Raw genomic sequence first — 17,784 nt, 5'->3', positions numbered from 1 at the left:
TCGGTGACCGTCGGGTCCAACCCGTACCTATCGGTCACCGCCATTCCAATAAAGACCAGCCTGCGGCTCCGCTCGCGGTGCACTGGTCCCCTCGCTGTACCCCAGCCTCGCCACACCCGGCGCCGGCTGAACCATATCGAATTGCAAACACCACTCGGACGGTGCTCACGAGGCGCCTTCGGGCTTTTCCCATTGGGGGTTGGATGTACAAGTCTTGTGTCGCTGCGCTGGTCGCAGCCCTGTATTGGTTGAGTGCTCCCATGATGGCTGCCGAAGGCGGGCCGATCGTCATTAAGTTCGCCCACGTGGTGGCGGACGACACCCCCAAGGGCAAGGGGGCGTTGTTGCTCAAGCAGCTGGTCGAGGAGCGTATGGCCGGCAAGGTGAAGGTCGAGGTCTATCCGAACTCGACGCTGGTGGGCGACGCCGACGAGATGCAGGCGCTGTTCGACAACAAGGTGCAGCTGCTGGCGCCGTCGATGTCGAAGTTCGCGCCCTACACCAAGAAACTGCAAGTGTTCGATCTGCCGTTCCTGTTCGATGACGCCGAGGCGCTGCAGCGTTTCCAGAAGCGCGAGGCCGCGCGCCAGCTGCTGCGCTCCATGGCCGATCACGGCGTCTACGGCCTGGCCTACTGGAACAACGGCCTGAAGCAGCTCTCGGCCACGGCGCCGCTGCGCAAGCCGAGCGATGCGGCGGGTCTGGCCTTCCGTATCCAGCCCTCGCCGGTGCTCGAGGCGCAGTTCGCGGCGGTCGGTGCCAAGTCGGTGGTGCTGCCGTTCGCCAAGGTCTACGAGTCGCTCAAGGGCGGCGTGGTGCAGGGGGCCGAGAACCCCTGGTCGAACATCCTCAGCCAGAACATGCACAGCGTTCAGCCGTACATCACCGAAACCAACCACGGTGTGCTCGACTACATGCTGATCACCAACAACGAATTCTGGCTGAGCATGCCGTTCGCCGTGCGTTCGGAGCTGGAGGGCATCATTCTCGAGGTCACCCAGGCGGTGAATCGCGAGGCTGCGGCGGTCAATCGGCGCGACCGCGATCGCATCCTGGCCAGCGGCAGCAGCCAGCTGATCACCCTCACGCCGGAAGAACGCCAGGCCTGGCGCGAGCAGATGCTGCCGGTATGGAAAACCTACGAGGCCGAAATCGGTGCGGACCTGATTCGCGCCGCAATGACGGTCAATCGTCGCCGCTGAGGCCGCGATCGAACTCGCCGGCCATGCAGGCCGGCGAGCTCGGGCGGTTCAGCCGCTCACCCTCCTGCTCCAGCCATTCGGCCAGTACCCGTGCGTTGTTCTCGTGCTCATCCCGAGCCGCGTAGACCAGCGTCAGGGTGCCCCCTTCGGTCATCTCCAGCAGTGGCCACCAGTGCTCCGGATGCGCCGCCAGCTCGCTGCGGTAGCGCCGGCGGAACTCGGCGAAGTTCAGCGTGCCGTTCTTGAACGCCCTGCGCAGCTCGGTCGATGGCGCCAGATCTGCCAGCCAGGCCTCCAGCGCCAGCCCTTGACGATCGCAGCCCCGCGGCCATAGCCGATCGACCAGTATCCGGCGGCCGTCCGTGACCTCGGCGGGTGCATAGGCGCGTTTGCACAGAATCATCACCAGACCTCCTCGTTATCGGTAAACCAGCCTAGACCGTTCGTTCGCTGAGGTGTGGTTTATTTTACTGGTGAAGGGGTAAATAACACCCTGTGCGATTGGGTTTTCACAACCATTTAATGCGTATCTTTTTGATTTAAAAGGAGTAAAAAGCGGCACGCTTCCTGAAGTGAAGCCTTGGCGGCAAATCAATCACGACAGGAGCATTACATGAAAAGCGCAAAGGTTCTGGTGGCGGCAGCGGCAATCCTGGCAAGCGGACTGGCCAGTGCGGACGAGATTCTGGAAGTGCACAAGGACCGCGCCGTCGGTGGCGGGTTCGGTGGGCTCAGCGGCTTCATGATCGGGGCCGCAGCGGGCGGCCCGATCGGGGCGCTGATCGGTGGCGGAGTCGGTTATCTGATGGGGCAGGGCACGCAGCAGGCCGCCGGGCTGGAGCAGACGCTGTATGTGGTCAAGCGCGAGGATGGCAGCATCGCCCGCATCCGCACTTCGGATGACCGCTTTCTGCAGGGCCAGCACATCGAGCGCGATGGCGCGCGGGTCACCGCGTCGACCCGCTGATGCACAGCGGCTGGTCCGCCGGCCGCCGGATGGGGGATGATCGCGGCTGACCGTCATCGAGGAGGCACTGATGAGTTATTCCGTTCTGCATGTGGTGCATCTGCTGGCCGCGATCTTTTTCATCGGCACGCTGTTCTTCGAGGTGATGATCCTCGGCCGTATCCGTCAGCAGATCGGCGAGCAGACCATGCCGCTGGTGGAGCGCGCCGTAGGTGCGCGCTCGCGGGTGGTGCTGCACTGGGTGGTACTGTTCGTCTACGGCGCCGGTATCGGCCTGGCCTGGTATCACCGCCAGGCGCTGGCCAATCCGTTCGCCAGCAGCTTCGCCACACAACTGACGCTGAAGATCGTGCTGGCGGTCGGCGTGTTCCTCACTTTCGGCCTGGTGGCCGTGCTGCTGCGCAAGGGGCGGATGACGCCGGCACGCTACCGGACGCTGCACTGGGCCATCTTCCTGCAGATGATCGGCATCGTGCTGCTGGCCAAGGGCATGTTCTACCTGCACTGGTAGTCGCCGCCGCCTTCATCCGTCCGGCGCCTTAGCAGGTCCGCCGCGCGGGGTGATGATTCCGGTCAAGTTTGCCGGCGCTTTTCGTGGTGCTTATCGGGGCCGATTCAGTGGCTGCAGTCTCGTTGCGTTCGCCGTATCGGCGACTAAGGTGGCTGCATCCATTCCAGTCAGCAGAGGTCTGCCATGAACTTCGCCTACAGCCCGCGTGTGGAGGCCCTGCGGCAGCAGCTGCAGGCCTTCATGGACGACCACATCGTGCCGCGCATCGGCGCCTGGCACGCGGAAGTCGCTGCCGGCCAGTACCCCGTGTCGTTCATGGAGGACCTGAAGGCGCTGGCGCGGGAGGAGGGACTGTGGAACCTGTTCCTGCCATCGCTTGGCGAAGACGAGCCGGGTACCGGGCTGAGCAACCTTGAATACGCGCCGCTGGCGGAGATCATGGGGCGCGTGCACTGGGCCTCCGAGGTGTTCAACTGCAACGCGCCGGATACCGGCAACATGGAGCTGCTGCACATGTTCGCCACGCCCGAGCAGCGCGAGCGCTGGCTCAAGCCGCTATTGGAAGGTGAAATCCGCTCGGCCTTCGCCATGACCGAGCCGGACGTGCCGTCCTCCGATGCGACCAACATCCAGACGCTGATTCGCCGCGACGGCGACGACTACGTGATCAACGGCCGCAAGTGGTTCATCACCAACGCCTCGCATCCCAACTGCAAGCTGTTGATCGTCATGGGCAAGACCGACCCGGACGCCGAGACCCATCAGCAGCAGAGCATGATCCTGGTGCCGTTCGACACGCCCGGTGTCGAGCTGGTGCGCAACATTCCGGTGATGAACCACATCGCCCCGGAAGGCCACAGCGAACTGCTGCTGAAGAACGTGCGCGTGCCGGCGAGCAACCTGCTCGGCAGGGAAGGCGACGGCTTCATGATGGCCCAGGCGCGTCTAGGGCCTGGGCGCATCCACCACTGCATGCGCTCGATCGGCATGGCCGAGCTGGCCCTGGAGCTGATGGTCGAGCGCTGCCAGGAGCGCAAGGCGTTCGGCAAGTACCTGCAGCAGTATTCCAATGTCGCCGACTGGATCGCCGAGTCGCGCATCGAGATCGAGCAGGCGCGGCTGCTGGTACTCAAGACCGCCTGGATGATCGACGAGGTCGGCGCCAAGGCCGCGCGCAAGGAAATCTCGATGATCAAGGCGCTGGTGCCGCGCATGCACACCAGCGTGGTCGACCGCGCGATCCAGGTCTACGGCGCGATGGGCCTGACGCCGGACACGCCGCTGGCCGACATGTGGACCGGCGGCCGCGCGCTGCGCTTCGCCGATGGCCCGGATCAGGTGCATCTGCGCAGCATCGCGAAAATGGAAATCAAGGTCAGTGAAGCCAGCCGCGGTGCCACGGCGGCTTATCTAACCCCGCCGGGTCGTCACTGATCGTGACTGCTGCTGGCCGCGCGACGCCAAGGCGCGCGGCCTATCTCCGTTCGCGCGCATGCTCCGTCCTGTGCGCTAGCTTGCGTCTCTCTCCTACTGGCCTAGGCTAGTCATAACAACGTCTTTGTTCACGGTCATGGTGTTCTTTGACATGGGACAACGAAACCAGTCGCCGGGGGAGTCCTTGATTGCAATCAAGGGGAGGGATGTAGACGCTCACCTACCATCCGCTTACGCCAACCGTACAAGCAGGTAATTCGATGGCTTCCCGTGAAATCTGGTCGCTGGCCGGTACGTTCAGTACCTGGGTCAAGGGCTTTGTCATTCTGCTGATCCTGAGCGTCTGCGCATCGTCGCTGCAGGCCAGGGAATATGAAGCCGAGCAGCAGCGCCTCGACAAGTTCTTCCCCGGTGCCAGTCTCTCGTCAGCCGAGGGCGACTATCAGGTCCGCACGATCACCAAGGGTGACGAGGTACTCGGCTACGCCTTTCAGTCCATCAATGTGGTGGACATTCCCGCCTATTCCGGCAAACCCATCAACATGCAGGTGCTGCTCGATCCGCAGGGTGTGATCGTCGATGCCTATGTGCTTGAGCACCATGAACCGATCCTGCTGATCGGCATTCCCGAACAGAAACTGCACGACTTCAACGCCAAGTACCAGGGCATCCGGGCCGACCAGCGCGTGGTGGTCGGTCGCTCCAGCGACAGCAATGCTGTGACCATCGATGCCGTGACCGGCGCCACCGTGACCGTGATGGTGGTCAACGAGATCGTCATGCGCGCCGCCCATGAGGTGGCCGTCTCGCTGGGCCTGATCGAGGGGGGCGGCAACGCGCGGCCGAAGATCGCCAGCGTGCGCCAGGACGTCTACCAGCCGGCCAACTGGACCGAGCTGACCGGCAGTGGTGCGATCCGGCGTCTGCACCTGACTCGCGGGCAGATCGACGAAGCCTTCAAGGGCACCGAGGCCGAAGGCATCGACGAGGCCACCGCACAGACCGCCGACGAGACCTTCATCGACCTCTACGCCGCGGAGCTGAACCCGCCGACCATCGGCCGCAACCTGCTGGGCGACAATCAGTACCGCTTCCTGATGGAAGAGCTCAAGCCGGGCGAGCACGCCATCGCCGTGCTGGGCAGCGGCGAGTATTCGTTCAAGGGCTCGGGCTACGTGCGCGGCGGCATCTTCGATCGGGTCCAGCTGCGCCAGTTCGGCGACATCATCAGCTTCCGCGACCTCGACTTCCAGCGTCTGAACGATATCTACCTCGACGGCGCGCCGCGCTTCAGCGAGATGGCGATCTTCATCGTCCGCGAGGCTGCCCGCTTCGATCCGGGCTCGCCCTGGGTGCTGGAGTTGCTGGTGCGCCGCCAGACCGGCCCGGTGAGCGGCGTGTTCACCAGCTTCGAACTGCCCTACCAGATGCTCGAGGACTACATCGAGCGGCCGCAGCCCACCGCCGAGGAACTGGCTGCCATTGAGGAAGCCAATCGGCCGATGTGGGTCAACATATGGTACCAGAAGAGCTTCCAGATCGGCGTCATCCTCGCCGCCCTCGGCCTGCTCACGGTGATCCTCTTCCTGCAGGACACCTTCACCCAGCGGCCGCGCTTCCTGCACTGGCTGCGCCGCGGCTACCTGGTGTTCACCGTGGTGTTCATCGGCTGGTATGCGCTGGGGCAGCTGTCTGTGGTCAACGTGCTGACCTTCGTCCACGCGCTGTTCCAGGACTTCCGCTGGGAGCTGTTCCTCTCCGACCCGGTGATCTTCATCATCTGGACCTTCACCGCCGCCACCATCCTGCTCTGGGGCCGCGGTGTGTTCTGCGGCTGGCTGTGTCCGTTCGGCGCGCTGCAGGAGCTGATCAACGAAGCCGCACGCAAGCTGAAGATTCCGCAGTACGAGCTGCCCTTCGCGGTGCACGAGCGGCTTTGGGCCATCAAGTACATCGTCCTGCTGGTGCTGTTCGGCATCTCCCTCGAGTCGATGATGATGGCCGAGAAGGCCGCCGAGGTTGAGCCGTTCAAGACCGCCATCACCCTCAAGTTCGACCGCCAGTGGTGGTTCGTCGCCTACGCGGTGTTCCTCCTGGTCATCAACATCTTCACCCGCAAGGTGTACTGCCGTTACGTCTGCCCGCTGGGCGCGGCGCTGGCGATCCCGACCAAGCTGCGCCTGTTCGACTGGCTCAAGCGCCGCAAGGAGTGTGGCAGCCCCTGCCAGCTCTGCGCCAAGGAATGCGAGATCCAGGCGATCCATCCCGACGGCCATATCAATGCCAACGAGTGCCACTACTGCCTCGATTGCCAGATGACCTACCACAACGAGCACAAGTGCCCGCCGCTGGTGAACAAGAACAAGCGCAAGAAGCGCGACAAGAAGGCGCCGGCATCCGCCGAGCTGATTCCCGTAGTGCAAGTGGTGGAACCCTGAGCCATCGCCCCGGCGAGGTGCTCGATCGAGTGTGTTTGAAGCAGATGTCCCAAAGGAGCAAAACCCCATGAGCGACAAGAGCAAGAACAACCCCGAGGTGCTGGAGAAGGGCGGCATCAGCCGTCGTAACTTCCTCGGCGCCAGTGCGGTGACCGGCGCGGCCGTTGCGGCCACCGCCTTCGGCGGCGCGGTGATGACCCGCGAATCCTGGGCCGCCGCGGTCAAGGATGCGCAGCAGAACATCCACGTCGGTCCCGGCGAGCTGGATGACTATTACGGTTTCTGGAGCGGCGGCCACCAGGGCGAGGTGCGCGTGTTGGGCATCCCGTCCATGCGCGAGCTGATGCGCATCCCGGTGTTCAACGTCGACTCCGCCAGCGGTTGGGGCCTGACCAACGAAAGCCGCGCGATCATGGGCGACAGCGCCAAGTTCCTCAACGGCGACTGCCACCACCCGCACATCTCCATGACCGACGGCAAGTACGACGGCAAGTACGTGTTCATCAACGACAAGGCCAACACCCGTGTCGCGCGTATCCGCCTGGATATCATGAAGTGCGACAAGATGATCACCATCCCCAACTGCCAGGCCATCCACGGTCTGCGTCTGCAGAAGGTGCCCTACACCAAGTACGTGTTCGCCAACGCCGAATTCGTCATCCCGCACCCGAACGACGGCAAGGTCTTCGACCTGCAGGATGAAAACAGCTACACCATGTACAACGTCATCGACGCCGAGAAGATGGAAGTCGCTTTCCAGATCATCGTCGACGGCAACCTCGACAACACCGATGCCGATTACACCGGCCGCTTCACCGCAGCCACCTGCTACAACTCGGAGAAGGCCTACGACCTGGGCGGCATGATGCGCAACGAGCGCGACTGGGTCGTGGTGTTCGACATCGAGGCGGCGGAGAAGGCGGTCAAGGCCGGCAAGTTCATCAATCTCGGCGACTCCAAGGTGCCGGTGCTCGATGGCCGCAAGAAGGGCAACAAGGACAGCGAGTTCACCCGCTACATCCCGGTGCCGAAGAACCCGCACGGCTGCAACACCTCGTCCGATGGCAAGTACTTCATCGCCAACGGCAAGCTGTCGCCGACCGTATCGATGATCGAGATCGCCAAGCTGCCCGACCTGTTCGCCGGCAAGCTGGCCGATCCGCGTGATGTGATCGTGGGTGAGCCTGAGCTGGGTCTCGGCCCGCTGCACACCACCTTCGACGGCCGCGGTAACGCCTACACCACGCTGTTCATCGACAGCCAGGTGGTCAAGTGGAACATGGAAGAAGCTGTTCGTGCCTACAAGGGCGAGAAGGTCAACTACATCAAGCAGAAGCTTGATGTGCACTACCAGCCGGGTCACCTGCACGCGTCGCTGTGTGAAACCAATGAAGCCGATGGCAAGTGGCTGGTAGCACTGTCCAAGTTCTCCAAGGACCGCTTCCTGCCGGTTGGCCCGCTGCATCCCGAGAACGACCAACTGATCGACATCTCCGGCGACGAGATGAAGCTGGTACATGACGGCCCGACCTTTGCCGAACCGCATGACTGCATCATGGCTCGCCGTGATCAGATCAAGACCAAGAAGATCTGGGACCGCAACGATCCGTTCTTCGCCCCGACCGTGGAAATGGCGAAGAAGGACGGCATCAACCTCGATACCGACAACAAGGTCATCCGCGACGGCAACAAGGTGCGCGTGTACATGACCTCGATGGCGCCGGCGTTCGGCGTGCAGGAGTTCACCGTCAAGCAGGGCGATGAAGTCACCGTGACCATCACCAACATCGACCAGATCGAAGACGTCTCCCACGGCTTCGTGGTGGTCAACCATGGCGTGAGCATGGAGATCAGCCCGCAGCAGACTTCTTCCATCACCTTTGTCGCTGACAAGCCAGGCCTGCACTGGTACTACTGCAGCTGGTTCTGCCATGCGCTGCACATGGAAATGGTCGGCCGCATGATGGTCGAGCCGGCCTAAGCTGTTCGAGCCATCGCCAATAAGCCGGTGATAGTTCAGCGACTGCGCGAGGAACCTCGGCCCTGCCGAGGTTCTTCCCGCAGTGTTTACCCGCCTGGAAGCTGAAGAAGGTTAAAACGCAGTGTTCAAAGCTCAGGCTACTTTCTCGCGGTACTCAGCGGCAGTTTCGCTGCTGCTTTTATTCAGTGGTGCTGCCCAGGCGGCACCGCAATCGATTACCACCTTGCCGCTGCAGCCCGATGGTGAGAACCGCTGGCGCTTGCCTGCCGGTGAGTATCAAGGCCAGTTCACCATCGAGCAGCCCATGCAGCTGCGGTGCGAACCGGGAGCCGTCATCCAGTCGCAGGGGCAGGGCAGCAGCCTGCTCATCAGCGCGCCCGACGTCCTAGTCGAAGGTTGCACGTTGCACGAATGGGGCTCCGACCTCACCGCCATGGATTCGGCAGTATTCATCCTGCCTGCTGCGGAACGTGCGCAGATCAGCAATAACCGTATGCGCGGCCCGGGGTTCGGTGTGTTCGTCGATGGCACCAGAGACGTGCAGGTGATAGGCAATGAAATCGATGGCGACGCCGGCGTCCGTTCGCAGGATCGCGGCAACGGCATTCACCTGTTCGCCGTTAGTGGCGCACGCGTGCTGCACAATCACGTACGCAATGCGCGCGATGGCATCTACATCGATACCTCCAACGGCAACCACCTCGAAGGCAACGTGATCGAGGATGTTCGTTACGGCGTGCATTACATGTTCGCCAACGAAAACAGCCTCATCGACAACGTAACCCGTCGTACGCGCACGGGTTATGCGTTGATGCAGAGCCGCAAGCTGACGGTGACCGGCAACCGTTCCGAGCAGGATCAGAACTACGGCATCCTGATGAACTACATCACCTATTCGACCATTACCGGCAACTTCGTCAGCGACGTGCAGCGTGGTGATACGGGTGGCGACAGCATGATCAGCGGTGGTGAGGGCAAAGCGCTGTTCATCTACAACTCGCTGTTCAACACCATCGAAAACAATCACTTCGAAAAGAGCTCGCTGGGCATCCACCTGACCGCCGGTTCCGAAGACAACCGCATCTCCGGTAACGCCTTCGTTGGCAACCAACAGCAGGTCAAGTACGTCGCCAGCCGCACCCAGGAGTGGTCGGTGGATGGCCGCGGCAACTACTGGAGTGATTACCTGGGCTGGGATCGCAACAACGACGGTCTCGGCGATATCGCCTACGAACCGAACGACAACGTCGATCGCCTGCTCTGGCTCTACCCGCAGGTGCGCTTGCTGATGAACAGCCCGAGCATCGAGGTGCTGCGTTGGGTGCAGCGGGCGTTCCCGGTGATCAAGTCACCAGGCGTGCAGGACAGCCATCCATTGATGAAGCTGCCCACTGAAAAACTCCTTACCGAAAAGCAGGAACCAACGTCATGAACGCCGTCGAGATCCAGGGCGTAAGCCAGCGTTACGGCAGCATGACCGTGCTGCACGATTTGAATCTGAACCTCGGTGAAGGTGAGGTGCTGGGGTTGTTCGGCCATAACGGCGCGGGCAAGACCACCAGCATGAAGCTGATTCTCGGCCTGCTCTCACCGAGCGAAGGCCAGGTCAAGGTACTCGGCCGCGCGCCGAACGATCCGCAAGTGCGCCGTCAGCTCGGCTATCTACCGGAGAACGTGACCTTCTATCCGCAACTCAGCGGCCGCGAAACCCTGCGCCACTTCGCTCGCCTGAAGGGCGCGGCGTTGACCCAGGTGGATGAGCTGCTCGAGCAGGTCGGCCTCGCCCATGCCGCGGATCGCCGGGTGAAGACCTATTCCAAGGGCATGCGCCAGCGCCTCGGTCTGGCCCAGGCACTGCTCGGCGAACCGCGCTTGCTGCTGCTCGATGAGCCGACCGTGGGGCTCGATCCGATCGCCACCCAGGATCTCTATCTGCTGATTGATCGCCTGCGTCAGCGCGGCACCAGCATCATTCTTTGCTCCCACGTGCTACCGGGCGTCGAGGCGCACATCAACCGGGCTGCAATTCTCGCCAAGGGCTGCCTGCAGGCAGTGGGCAGCCTCTCGCAATTGCGTGCCGAGGCAGGGCTGCCGGTGCGCATTCGCGCCAGTGGTATCAGCGAGCGGGACAGCTGGTTGCAGCGCTGGACCGATGCAGGCCACAGCGCACGCGGGCTCAGCGAGTCGAGCATCGAGGTCGTGGCCGTCAACGGCCACAAGCTGGTGTTGCTGCGCCAGCTGCTGGGTGAGGGAGAGCCGGAGGACATCGAGATCCATCAGCCATCGCTGGAAGACCTCTACCGCTATTACATGGAGCGCGCCGGCGACGTGCGCGCCCAGGAGGGTCGGCCATGAACCAGGTCTGGAACATCGCGCGCAAGGAACTCAGCGACGGCCTGCGCAATCGCTGGCTGCTCGCCATCAGCCTGCTGTTCGCCGTGCTCGCAGTGGGCATCGCCTGGCTCGGCGCCGCGGCCTCCGGGCAGCTGGGCTTCACCTCGATCCCGGCGACCATCGCCAGCCTGGCCAGCCTGGCCACCTTTCTGATGCCGCTGATCGCGCTGCTGCTGGCCTATGACGCCATCGTCGGCGAGGACGAAGGCGGCACCCTGATGCTGCTGCTGACCTACCCGCTGGGCCGCGGGCAGATCCTGCTGGGCAAGTTCGTCGGCCACGGGCTGATCCTGGCCCTGGCGGTGCTGATCGGCTTCGGCTGTGCCGCGCTGGCCATCGCCCTGCTGGTGGACGGCGTCGAGCTGGGCCTGCTGCTCTGGGCGTTCGGTCGCTTCATGATCTCCTCGACGCTGCTCGGCTGGGTGTTTCTCGCCTTTGCCTACGTGCTCAGCGGCAAGGTCAACGAAAAGTCCAGCGCCGCGGGCCTTGCGCTCGGCGTCTGGTTTCTCTTCGTGCTGGTCTTCGACCTGGTGCTGCTGGCGCTGCTGGTGCTCAGCGAAGGCAAGTTCAATCCGGAGCTGCTGCCCTGGCTGCTCCTGCTCAACCCCACCGACATCTACCGGCTGATCAACCTGTCCGGCTTTGAGGGCAGCGGCAGCGCCATGGGCGTGCTGTCGCTTGGGGCGGACCTGCCGGTGCCGGCGGCCATGCTCTGGCTGTGCCTGCTGGCCTGGGTCGGTGTCTCGCTGCTGCTGGCCTACGGCATCTTCCGCCGGCGCCTGGCCTGACCTTTCACGAATCGAGGAGAACGCCATGAACACTTTGCATCGCATCGGCGCCGGCGCCGTCTTCGCCCTGCTGCTGGGCCTCGGCCTGGCCGGCTGCGGCGAGCAGGAGGAGGTCCGGCAATCGCTCGAGCCGGTGGCCTTCCATGCCAGCGACGAGTGCCATGTCTGCGGCATGATCATCAGCGACTTCCCCGGGCCCAAGGGTCAGGCGGTGGAGAAGGGCGGGGTGAAGAAGTTCTGTTCCACCGCCGAGATGCTGGGCTGGTGGCTGCAGCCGGAGAACCGCCTGCTCGAGGCCCGGCTGTATGTGCACGACATGGGCCGCAGCGTCTGGGAACATCCGGACGACGGTCATCTGATCGACGCAACCAGCGCCTACTATGTGGTCGGCACGACGCTCAAGGGCGCCATGGGTGCGTCGCTCGCCAGCTTCGCCCAGGAGCAGGACGCCCAGGCCCTGGCGAGCATGCACGGCGGCCGTGTGCTGCGCTTCGAAGAGATCGATCAGGCGCTGCTGCAGGAAGCGGCCAGCATGCAACATGGCGGCATGCACGGGCACCTGTCCGACGATGCACACGGCGCGCATGCGGGGCACTGAGCCCCGGACAGTGACGACCAGTCTTCCGACACTTGCGAGGTAACACAATGATGGGTATCAGCGTCTGGCAACTTCTGATCATTCTTCTGATCGTGGTCATGCTGTTCGGCACCAAGCGCCTGCGTGGCCTGGGCTCCGATCTGGGCAGCGCGATCAGCGGGTTCCGCAAATCGGTGAGCGAAGGCGAGACCGCCGCCCATACCGAAACGGTGAAGCAGGAACTCAAGTAACCGTCATCTCCGAAGCAGCCCGTCCGGCCGCGCCTCGGCATCTGGACGGGCTGCCTCGGGCACCTCGTGCCCGCCGCGACCTACCTCTGCACGATCAGCTGCGTCGCTTCGCACCGCCATGGTGCGCCTGACTGCGGCCCTTGCCCGCCGATCGTCACTTTCCCACCCCCTCGGAAAAAAGCTGATTGCAATCAAGTCTGCCGAGGGTACCTACCCTGTAGAAAGTAATCCTGGCTCCCGGATTCGGGAGCGGTCATCGAGTCCGGCGCGTCGCGGTTGTCGCAGTCGGGCGCAGAACGTCTGGAGGCCCTTCCGTGCAAGTTATCGATCGGCGAAAAGCCCTGAGTATCGCGCCCATCTGGCGGCTCGCATTTCGCCCGTTCTTTCTCGCCGGCAGCGTTTACGCGTTGCTGGCGATCCCGCTCTGGGTGGCGACCTGGACCGGCCATTGGCCGGGCTTCCAGCCCACCGGCGGCTGGTTGGCCTGGCACCGCCACGAGATGCTGTTCGGCTTCGCCATGGCCATCGTCGCCGGTTTTCTGCTCACCGCCGTGCAGACGTGGACCGGGCAGATCGCGCCGTCCGGCAATCGCCTGATGGGGTTGGCGCTGCTTTGGCTGGCGGCACGCCTGGGCTGGTTGTTCGGCCTGCCGGCCGGGTGGCTGGCCCCGCTGGACCTGCTGTTCCTGCTGGCCCTGGCCTGGATGATGGCGCGCATGCTCTGGGCCGTGCGGCAGAAGCGCAACTACCCGATCGTGGTGGTGCTGGCGCTGATGTTCGGTGCCGATCTGCTGGTGCTGACCGGCCTGCTGCAAGGCAGCGATGCCCTGCAGCGCCAGGGTGTGCTGGCCGGTCTGTGGTTGGTCGCGGCGCTGATGGCACTGATCGGCGGCCGCGTGATCCCGTTCTTCACCCAGCGTGGGCTGGGCAAGCTCGAGGCGGTCAAGCCCTGGGTCTGGCTGGACGTCGCCCTGCTGGTTGGCACCGGTGTGATCGCCCTGCTGCACGCCTTCGGCCTGGCCATGCGCCCGCAACCCTTGCTGGGGCTGCTGTTTGCCGCCATCGGTGCCGGCCACCTGCTGCGCCTGGCGCGCTGGTACGACAAAGGCATCTGGAAGGTCGGCCTGCTCTGGTCGTTGCACCTGGCGATGCTCTGGCTGGTGGTCGCGGCGTTCGGCCTGGCGCTCTGGCATTTCGGTCTGCTGGCGCAGTCCAGCCCGTCGCTGCATGCCCTGAGCGTCGGCTCGATGAGTGGCTTGATCCTGGCCATGATCGCCCGGGTGACCCTCGGCCACACCGGTCGGCCGCTGCAGTTACCGGCGGGCATCGTCGGGGCCTTCGTGCTGTTCAACCTCGGTACGGCAGCGCGGGTATTCCTCTCGGTCATCTGGCCGGTCGCCGGGCTGTGGCTGGCGGCGGCCTGCTGGGCACTGGCCTTCGCACTCTACGTCTGGCGCTACGCGCCGATGCTGGTCGCGCCCCGTGTAGATGGACACCCGGGCTAACAGCGGAAGTCGCAATCGGCAGGTGCCGTCGCACCTGCCACACCTAACCAGCTTGAAAACCGCTGCCTCTGGCGAGGCGGCCTGTGACTCGACGCGTGTCGAGCTCGGAGATGATGAATGAAAAGCGAGTTTCAGGATCGTCTTGCGGTCGTGACCGGTGCCAGCTCCGGAATCGGCCTGGCACTGTGTGCTGCCCTGTTGCAGCGGGGGGCCCAAGTGCTGGCGATGTCGCGCAGCCTGGGTGGTCTCGAGGCGCTGCTGGCGACGCATCCGGAGCAGCTGCAATGGCTGCGTGGCGATGTCACTTCGGCAGAAGACCTGGCCGAGCTGGGCCGGCGCGCGGCCCAGCTCGGCCCCGTGCATTATCTGGTGCCCAATGCGGGCATCGCCGAGCTGGCCGATGGCCTCGACATGGCGGCCTTCGACCGGCAGTGGGCAGTCAATGGCGCCGGTGCGCTGAACACCCTCGCGGTCATGCGTAACGAGTTGGCCAAGCCGGCTTCGGTGGTGTTCGTCGGCACCTTTCTGATCCGTTCGACCTTCCCCGGACTGGCCGCCTACATCGCCAGCAAGGCGGCGTTGGCGGCGCAGGCGCGTACGCTGGCGGTGGAGTTCGCGCCGCTGGATGTACGCATCAACATGGTCTCGCCGGGGCCGACCGCTACCGCGATCTGGGGCACGCTGGGACTGACCGACGACCAGCTTGAAGGCGTTGCCGATGGCGTTACCAAGCGCCTGCTGCCGGGGCATTTCCTCGAGTCCGCGGCGGTCGCCAACGTCATCCTGTTCCAGCTCTCGCAAGGCGCGCGCGGCGTGTTCGGTCAGGACTGGGTGGTGGATAACGGCTACACCATCAGCTGAGGGATACCCGCATGTGGTTCAAGTGGAAGCGCAGCGCGGTACGCCTGGAGCAGGAATTGCGCGCGTTGCAGTCCAGTCACGCCGAGCAGTCGGCGCGCGTCGCAGAGCTGGAACAGCAGCTGCAGGTAGCAGAAGCCGCCAGCCAGCAACGCCAGCGACAGCTCGACTATTACCGCGGCGTGTCGGAAAAGCTGATTCGCTTCAGCACCTCGGTGGCCCATCTCGGCGAGTCGTTCGAGTTCCTCACCGGGCAGCTGGGCGACAACAAGGCCCGTGCCGGCGAGGTCGCCGCCGCGGCGCTGAGCAACCAGAAGCATTTCGGCGAGCTGCAGGGCAAGGCCGCCGAGATGGAGGACGGCCTCGGCCTGGCCTCGCGCAAGGTCGATACCCTTGCCGAGCGCTCGCAGGAGATCAACGGTATCGTCGATCTCATCAGCGGCATCGCCAGCCAGACCAATCTGCTGGCGCTGAATGCCGCGATCGAGGCGGCGCGTGCCGGCGAGGCCGGGCGTGGTTTCGCGGTTGTCGCCGGGGAGATTCGCAGCCTGGCGGAAAAGACCGCGCTGGCGACCGATGACATCGTGCGCAAGATTGGCGAAGTGCAGGCCGAAATCCGCAATGTGCATGACTACATCCAGCTGCAGGGCAGCCACGCCAAGGGCTTCAGCCGAACCACCGAGGTGGCGGTCGAGGCGATGCGTACGCTCTACCAGCTGGCCGGGGCGATGCGCGCCAGCAGCGCCGCGTCTTCCTTCCGGGCCGGCATCGAGCTGGCCAATCTCGATGAGCTGTCGCTGAAGTTCGTGGTGTACAACCACCTGCTGAGCGACCAGGCACAACCGATCCCACAGCTGCCGAGCGAGCGCGACTGTCGTTTCGGCCGCTGGTATTACGGCGAGGGCAACCGCGATATCCAGGCGCTGGACTGCTTCCGGCAGATCGAGCGGCCGCACACGGCGGTGCATGCCCAAGGGCAGGCGGCGCTGGATGCATTTGCTCAGGACGCCCTGGAAACCGCGCTGCGCCACCTCGGCCAGATGGAGGACGCCAACCTGGAGGTGATGCGTATCGTCACCGCCGTGGTCGATCAGTACGAGAAAGGGGCGAGTCGCGCGGCCTGATGATACAGACGCCCGCATTTTCGCTTGTGATGTCGTTGGTGCAAAAATATTGCGCTTATCGAGCAATACTATTCGTTAGATAACATTTAACCCGCCGCAGACAATGCGCACGCATTCCGTCTGCGCGGCAATCCGCCGCGCTCGATATGAACCGATCCCAGGAGGAGCGGCGAGCGGATGCGGCGTGCCGGTCCGTCGACCATTGCCAGCGCTGCGCTGGCAGATCTCGATGTTCGTTTCCTGGGCGCCCGCGTCGGCCGCCTGGCAAGCATGAGCGAACTGCACAACAGTCCCGAACCAATTGCCTACAACTACCACGTGGTGCGCCAGTTCACCCTGATGACGCTGGTCTGGGGTGTGCTCGGCATGGGCCTCGGCGTCTTCATCGCCGCTCAGCTGGTATGGCCGCAGCTGAACTTCGATCTGCCCTGGACCAGCTTCGGCCGCCTACGGCCAATCCACACCAATCTGGTGATCTTCGCCTTCGGTGGCGGCGCGCTGTTCGCCTCGTCCTTCTACATCGTCCAGCGCACCAGCCATGCCCGACTGATTTCCGATCGGCTGGCCGCCGTGGTGTTCTGGGGCTGGCAGGCAGCCTGCGTGGCAATGCCGATCAGCTACGCGCTGGGCTACACCACGTCCAAGGAATACGCCGAGATGGAGTGGCCGATCGCGCTCTGGGTGACGCTGATCTGGGTGCTCTACGCCTATCTGTTCTTCGGCACCATCGCCCGCCGGCGCATCCGCCACATCTACGTCGGCAACTGGTTCTTCGGCGCCTTCATCATCGTTACCGGCATGGTGCACATCATCAACCATGCCCTGATCCCGGTGAGCCTGCTCAAGTCCTATTCGATGTACTCGGGGGCCACCGATGCGATGGTGCAATGGTGGTACGGGCACAGCGTGGTGGGCTTCATTCTCTCGGTCGGCTTTCTCGGGATGATGTACTACTTCGTGCCGAAGCAGGCCGGGCGGCCGATCTACTCGTACCGCCTTTCCATCGTGCATTTCTGGGCGATCATCTCGATCTATATCTGGGCCGGTCCGCACCACCTGCACTACACCGCACTGCCGGACTGGGCGCAGAGTCTGGGCATGGTGATGTCGATCATCCTGCTGGCGCCGAGCTGGGGCGGCATGATCAACGGCATGATGACCCTCTCCGGTGCTTGGCATAAGCTGCGCACCGACCCGATCCTGCGCTTCCTGGTGGTCTCGCTGGCGTTCTACGGCATGTCGACCTTCGAAGGCCCGATGATGGCGATCAAGACGGTCAACGCGCTGTCGCACTACACGGACTGGACCATCGGCCACGTACACGCCGGGGCGCTGGGCTGGGTGGCGATGATCTCCATCGGCTCGCTGTACCACCTGATTCCGCGGCTGTGGGGGCGCGAGCAGATGCACAGCATCGGCCTGATCAACGCGCACTTCTGGCTGGCGACCATCGGCACGGTGCTCTACATCGCCTCGATGTGGGTCAACGGCATCACTCAGGGCCTGATGTGGCGGGCGATCAACGAAGACGGCACGCTGACCTATTCCTTCGTCGAGGCGCTGGAAGCCAGCCATCCCGGCTACATCGTGCGCATGGCCGGCGGCGCCATCTTCGCCAGCGGCATGCTGCTGATGGCGCTGAACACCTGGCTGACCGTGCGCACCCGCCGCGACGAGCGCGTGCCGCAGGCAGCGCCGCTGCTGGCCAGCTGAACGCCCGGGCAGCTATCTCGCTCAAAACCGGTCCAGGGACG

The 17,784-nt window shown here is 63.9% G+C and carries 16 protein-coding genes; 15 read left to right on the top strand and 1 reads right to left on the bottom strand.

Going from position 1 to position 17,784, the window contains the following annotated elements; all coding sequences use genetic code 11:
- Nucleotides 1-203: 203 nt before the first annotated feature.
- Nucleotides 204-1,202 carry a TRAP transporter substrate-binding protein gene (locus tag PSTAB_RS17505; RefSeq protein WP_269464888.1) on the top strand — a complete coding sequence of 333 codons (999 nt, stop codon included), beginning with the start codon at nucleotides 204-206 and terminating at the stop codon, nucleotides 1,200-1,202.
- Here PSTAB_RS17505 and PSTAB_RS17500 read toward each other — a convergent pair.
- Nucleotides 1,186-1,605 carry a DUF488 domain-containing protein gene (locus PSTAB_RS17500; protein ID WP_013984003.1) on the bottom strand — a complete coding sequence of 140 codons (420 nt, stop codon included), beginning with the start codon at nucleotides 1,603-1,605 and terminating at the stop codon, nucleotides 1,186-1,188. The genes PSTAB_RS17505 and PSTAB_RS17500 overlap by 17 nt on opposite strands.
- A 210-nt stretch (nucleotides 1,606-1,815) precedes the next feature.
- Here PSTAB_RS17500 and PSTAB_RS17495 point away from each other — a divergent pair, with 210 nt between their 5' ends.
- The 14 genes from PSTAB_RS17495 (at nucleotide 1,816) to ccoN (ending at nucleotide 17,743) form a co-directional block, all read left to right on the top strand.
- On the top strand, nucleotides 1,816-2,169 hold the full coding sequence (locus PSTAB_RS17495; protein ID WP_013984002.1) for a hypothetical protein: 354 nt from the start codon (nucleotides 1,816-1,818) through the stop codon (nucleotides 2,167-2,169).
- A 70-nt stretch (nucleotides 2,170-2,239) separates the two neighbouring features.
- Nucleotides 2,240-2,680 (top strand): CopD family copper resistance protein, encoded by a 441-nt coding sequence (locus tag PSTAB_RS17490; protein ID WP_011914576.1) that lies wholly within the window; start codon nucleotides 2,240-2,242, stop codon nucleotides 2,678-2,680.
- Nucleotides 2,681-2,863: 183 nt separating this feature from the next.
- A complete protein-coding gene (locus PSTAB_RS17485; RefSeq protein WP_013984001.1) occupies nucleotides 2,864-4,114 on the top strand; it encodes an acyl-CoA dehydrogenase family protein in 1,251 nt (416 codons plus the stop codon).
- A gap of 260 nt (nucleotides 4,115-4,374) precedes the next feature.
- Nucleotides 4,375-6,552 carry a transcriptional regulator NosR gene (gene nosR / locus PSTAB_RS17480; RefSeq protein ID WP_013984000.1) on the top strand — a complete coding sequence of 726 codons (2,178 nt, stop codon included), beginning with the start codon at nucleotides 4,375-4,377 and terminating at the stop codon, nucleotides 6,550-6,552.
- A gap of 67 nt (nucleotides 6,553-6,619) precedes the next feature.
- Complete coding sequence (nosZ, locus tag PSTAB_RS17475; RefSeq protein ID WP_013983999.1) at nucleotides 6,620-8,533, top strand: TAT-dependent nitrous-oxide reductase; 1,914 nt, start codon at nucleotides 6,620-6,622, stop codon at nucleotides 8,531-8,533.
- Nucleotides 8,534-8,654: 121 nt separating this feature from the next.
- Entirely contained in the window at nucleotides 8,655-9,965 is a 1,311-nt protein-coding gene (locus tag PSTAB_RS17470) for a nitrous oxide reductase family maturation protein NosD (protein WP_013983998.1), read from the top strand.
- Nucleotides 9,962-10,888 (top strand): ABC transporter ATP-binding protein, encoded by a 927-nt coding sequence (locus PSTAB_RS17465; RefSeq protein ID WP_013983997.1) that lies wholly within the window; start codon nucleotides 9,962-9,964, stop codon nucleotides 10,886-10,888. The genes PSTAB_RS17470 and PSTAB_RS17465 overlap by 4 nt, the downstream gene beginning before the upstream one ends.
- Nucleotides 10,885-11,715 carry an ABC transporter permease gene (locus tag PSTAB_RS17460; protein WP_013983996.1) on the top strand — a complete coding sequence of 277 codons (831 nt, stop codon included), beginning with the start codon at nucleotides 10,885-10,887 and terminating at the stop codon, nucleotides 11,713-11,715. The genes PSTAB_RS17465 and PSTAB_RS17460 overlap by 4 nt, the downstream gene beginning before the upstream one ends.
- Nucleotides 11,716-11,740: 25 nt before the next feature.
- Entirely contained in the window at nucleotides 11,741-12,313 is a 573-nt protein-coding gene (locus PSTAB_RS17455) for a nitrous oxide reductase accessory protein NosL (protein ID WP_013983995.1), read from the top strand.
- Nucleotides 12,314-12,360: 47 nt separating this feature from the next.
- Entirely contained in the window at nucleotides 12,361-12,543 is a 183-nt protein-coding gene (gene tatA / locus PSTAB_RS17450; RefSeq protein ID WP_013983994.1) for a twin-arginine translocase TatA/TatE family subunit, read from the top strand.
- 314 nt (nucleotides 12,544-12,857) lie between these two features.
- A complete protein-coding gene (locus PSTAB_RS17445) occupies nucleotides 12,858-14,048 on the top strand; it encodes an NnrS family protein (RefSeq protein WP_013983993.1) in 1,191 nt (396 codons plus the stop codon).
- Between the two features lie 117 nt (nucleotides 14,049-14,165).
- Nucleotides 14,166-14,909 carry an SDR family NAD(P)-dependent oxidoreductase gene (locus PSTAB_RS17440; protein ID WP_013983992.1) on the top strand — a complete coding sequence of 248 codons (744 nt, stop codon included), beginning with the start codon at nucleotides 14,166-14,168 and terminating at the stop codon, nucleotides 14,907-14,909.
- An 11-nt stretch (nucleotides 14,910-14,920) separates the two neighbouring features.
- On the top strand, nucleotides 14,921-16,030 hold the full coding sequence (locus tag PSTAB_RS17435; protein WP_013983991.1) for a methyl-accepting chemotaxis protein: 1,110 nt from the start codon (nucleotides 14,921-14,923) through the stop codon (nucleotides 16,028-16,030).
- A 270-nt stretch (nucleotides 16,031-16,300) separates the two neighbouring features.
- On the top strand, nucleotides 16,301-17,743 hold the full coding sequence (gene ccoN / locus PSTAB_RS17430) for a cytochrome-c oxidase, cbb3-type subunit I (protein ID WP_041772000.1): 1,443 nt from the start codon (nucleotides 16,301-16,303) through the stop codon (nucleotides 17,741-17,743).
- Nucleotides 17,744-17,784: the final 41 nt, after the last annotated feature.

Source organism: Stutzerimonas stutzeri (genome assembly GCF_000219605.1).
In the GTDB taxonomy this organism is placed as follows: Bacteria; Pseudomonadota; Gammaproteobacteria; order Pseudomonadales; family Pseudomonadaceae; genus Stutzerimonas; species Stutzerimonas stutzeri.
Note: the sequence above shows the minus strand (reverse complement) of the source record. Positions and strands in the feature narration are given on the sequence as shown.

What these genes read in the sequence shown, in the direction of transcription:
- ccoN (WP_041772000.1), top strand. Translation starts at nt 16,301, where the DNA reads ATGAGCGAACTGCACAACAGTCCCGAACCAATTGCCTACAACTACCAC.
- tatA (WP_013983994.1), top strand. Translation starts at nt 12,361, where the DNA reads ATGATGGGTATCAGCGTCTGGCAACTTCTGATCATTCTTCTGATCGTG.
- PSTAB_RS17460 (WP_013983996.1), top strand. Translation starts at nt 10,885, where the DNA reads ATGAACCAGGTCTGGAACATCGCGCGCAAGGAACTCAGCGACGGCCTG.
- PSTAB_RS17465 (WP_013983997.1), top strand. Translation starts at nt 9,962, where the DNA reads ATGAACGCCGTCGAGATCCAGGGCGTAAGCCAGCGTTACGGCAGCATG.
- PSTAB_RS17505 (WP_269464888.1), top strand. Translation starts at nt 204, where the DNA reads ATGTACAAGTCTTGTGTCGCTGCGCTGGTCGCAGCCCTGTATTGGTTG.
- PSTAB_RS17485 (WP_013984001.1), top strand. Translation starts at nt 2,864, where the DNA reads ATGAACTTCGCCTACAGCCCGCGTGTGGAGGCCCTGCGGCAGCAGCTG.
- PSTAB_RS17455 (WP_013983995.1), top strand. Translation starts at nt 11,741, where the DNA reads ATGAACACTTTGCATCGCATCGGCGCCGGCGCCGTCTTCGCCCTGCTG.
- PSTAB_RS17495 (WP_013984002.1), top strand. Translation starts at nt 1,816, where the DNA reads ATGAAAAGCGCAAAGGTTCTGGTGGCGGCAGCGGCAATCCTGGCAAGC.
- PSTAB_RS17440 (WP_013983992.1), top strand. Translation starts at nt 14,166, where the DNA reads ATGAAAAGCGAGTTTCAGGATCGTCTTGCGGTCGTGACCGGTGCCAGC.
- PSTAB_RS17490 (WP_011914576.1), top strand. Translation starts at nt 2,240, where the DNA reads ATGAGTTATTCCGTTCTGCATGTGGTGCATCTGCTGGCCGCGATCTTT.
- nosZ (WP_013983999.1), top strand. Translation starts at nt 6,620, where the DNA reads ATGAGCGACAAGAGCAAGAACAACCCCGAGGTGCTGGAGAAGGGCGGC.
- nosR (WP_013984000.1), top strand. Translation starts at nt 4,375, where the DNA reads ATGGCTTCCCGTGAAATCTGGTCGCTGGCCGGTACGTTCAGTACCTGG.
- PSTAB_RS17435 (WP_013983991.1), top strand. Translation starts at nt 14,921, where the DNA reads ATGTGGTTCAAGTGGAAGCGCAGCGCGGTACGCCTGGAGCAGGAATTG.
- PSTAB_RS17500 (WP_013984003.1), bottom strand. Translation starts at nt 1,605, where the DNA reads ATGATTCTGTGCAAACGCGCCTATGCACCCGCCGAGGTCACGGACGGC.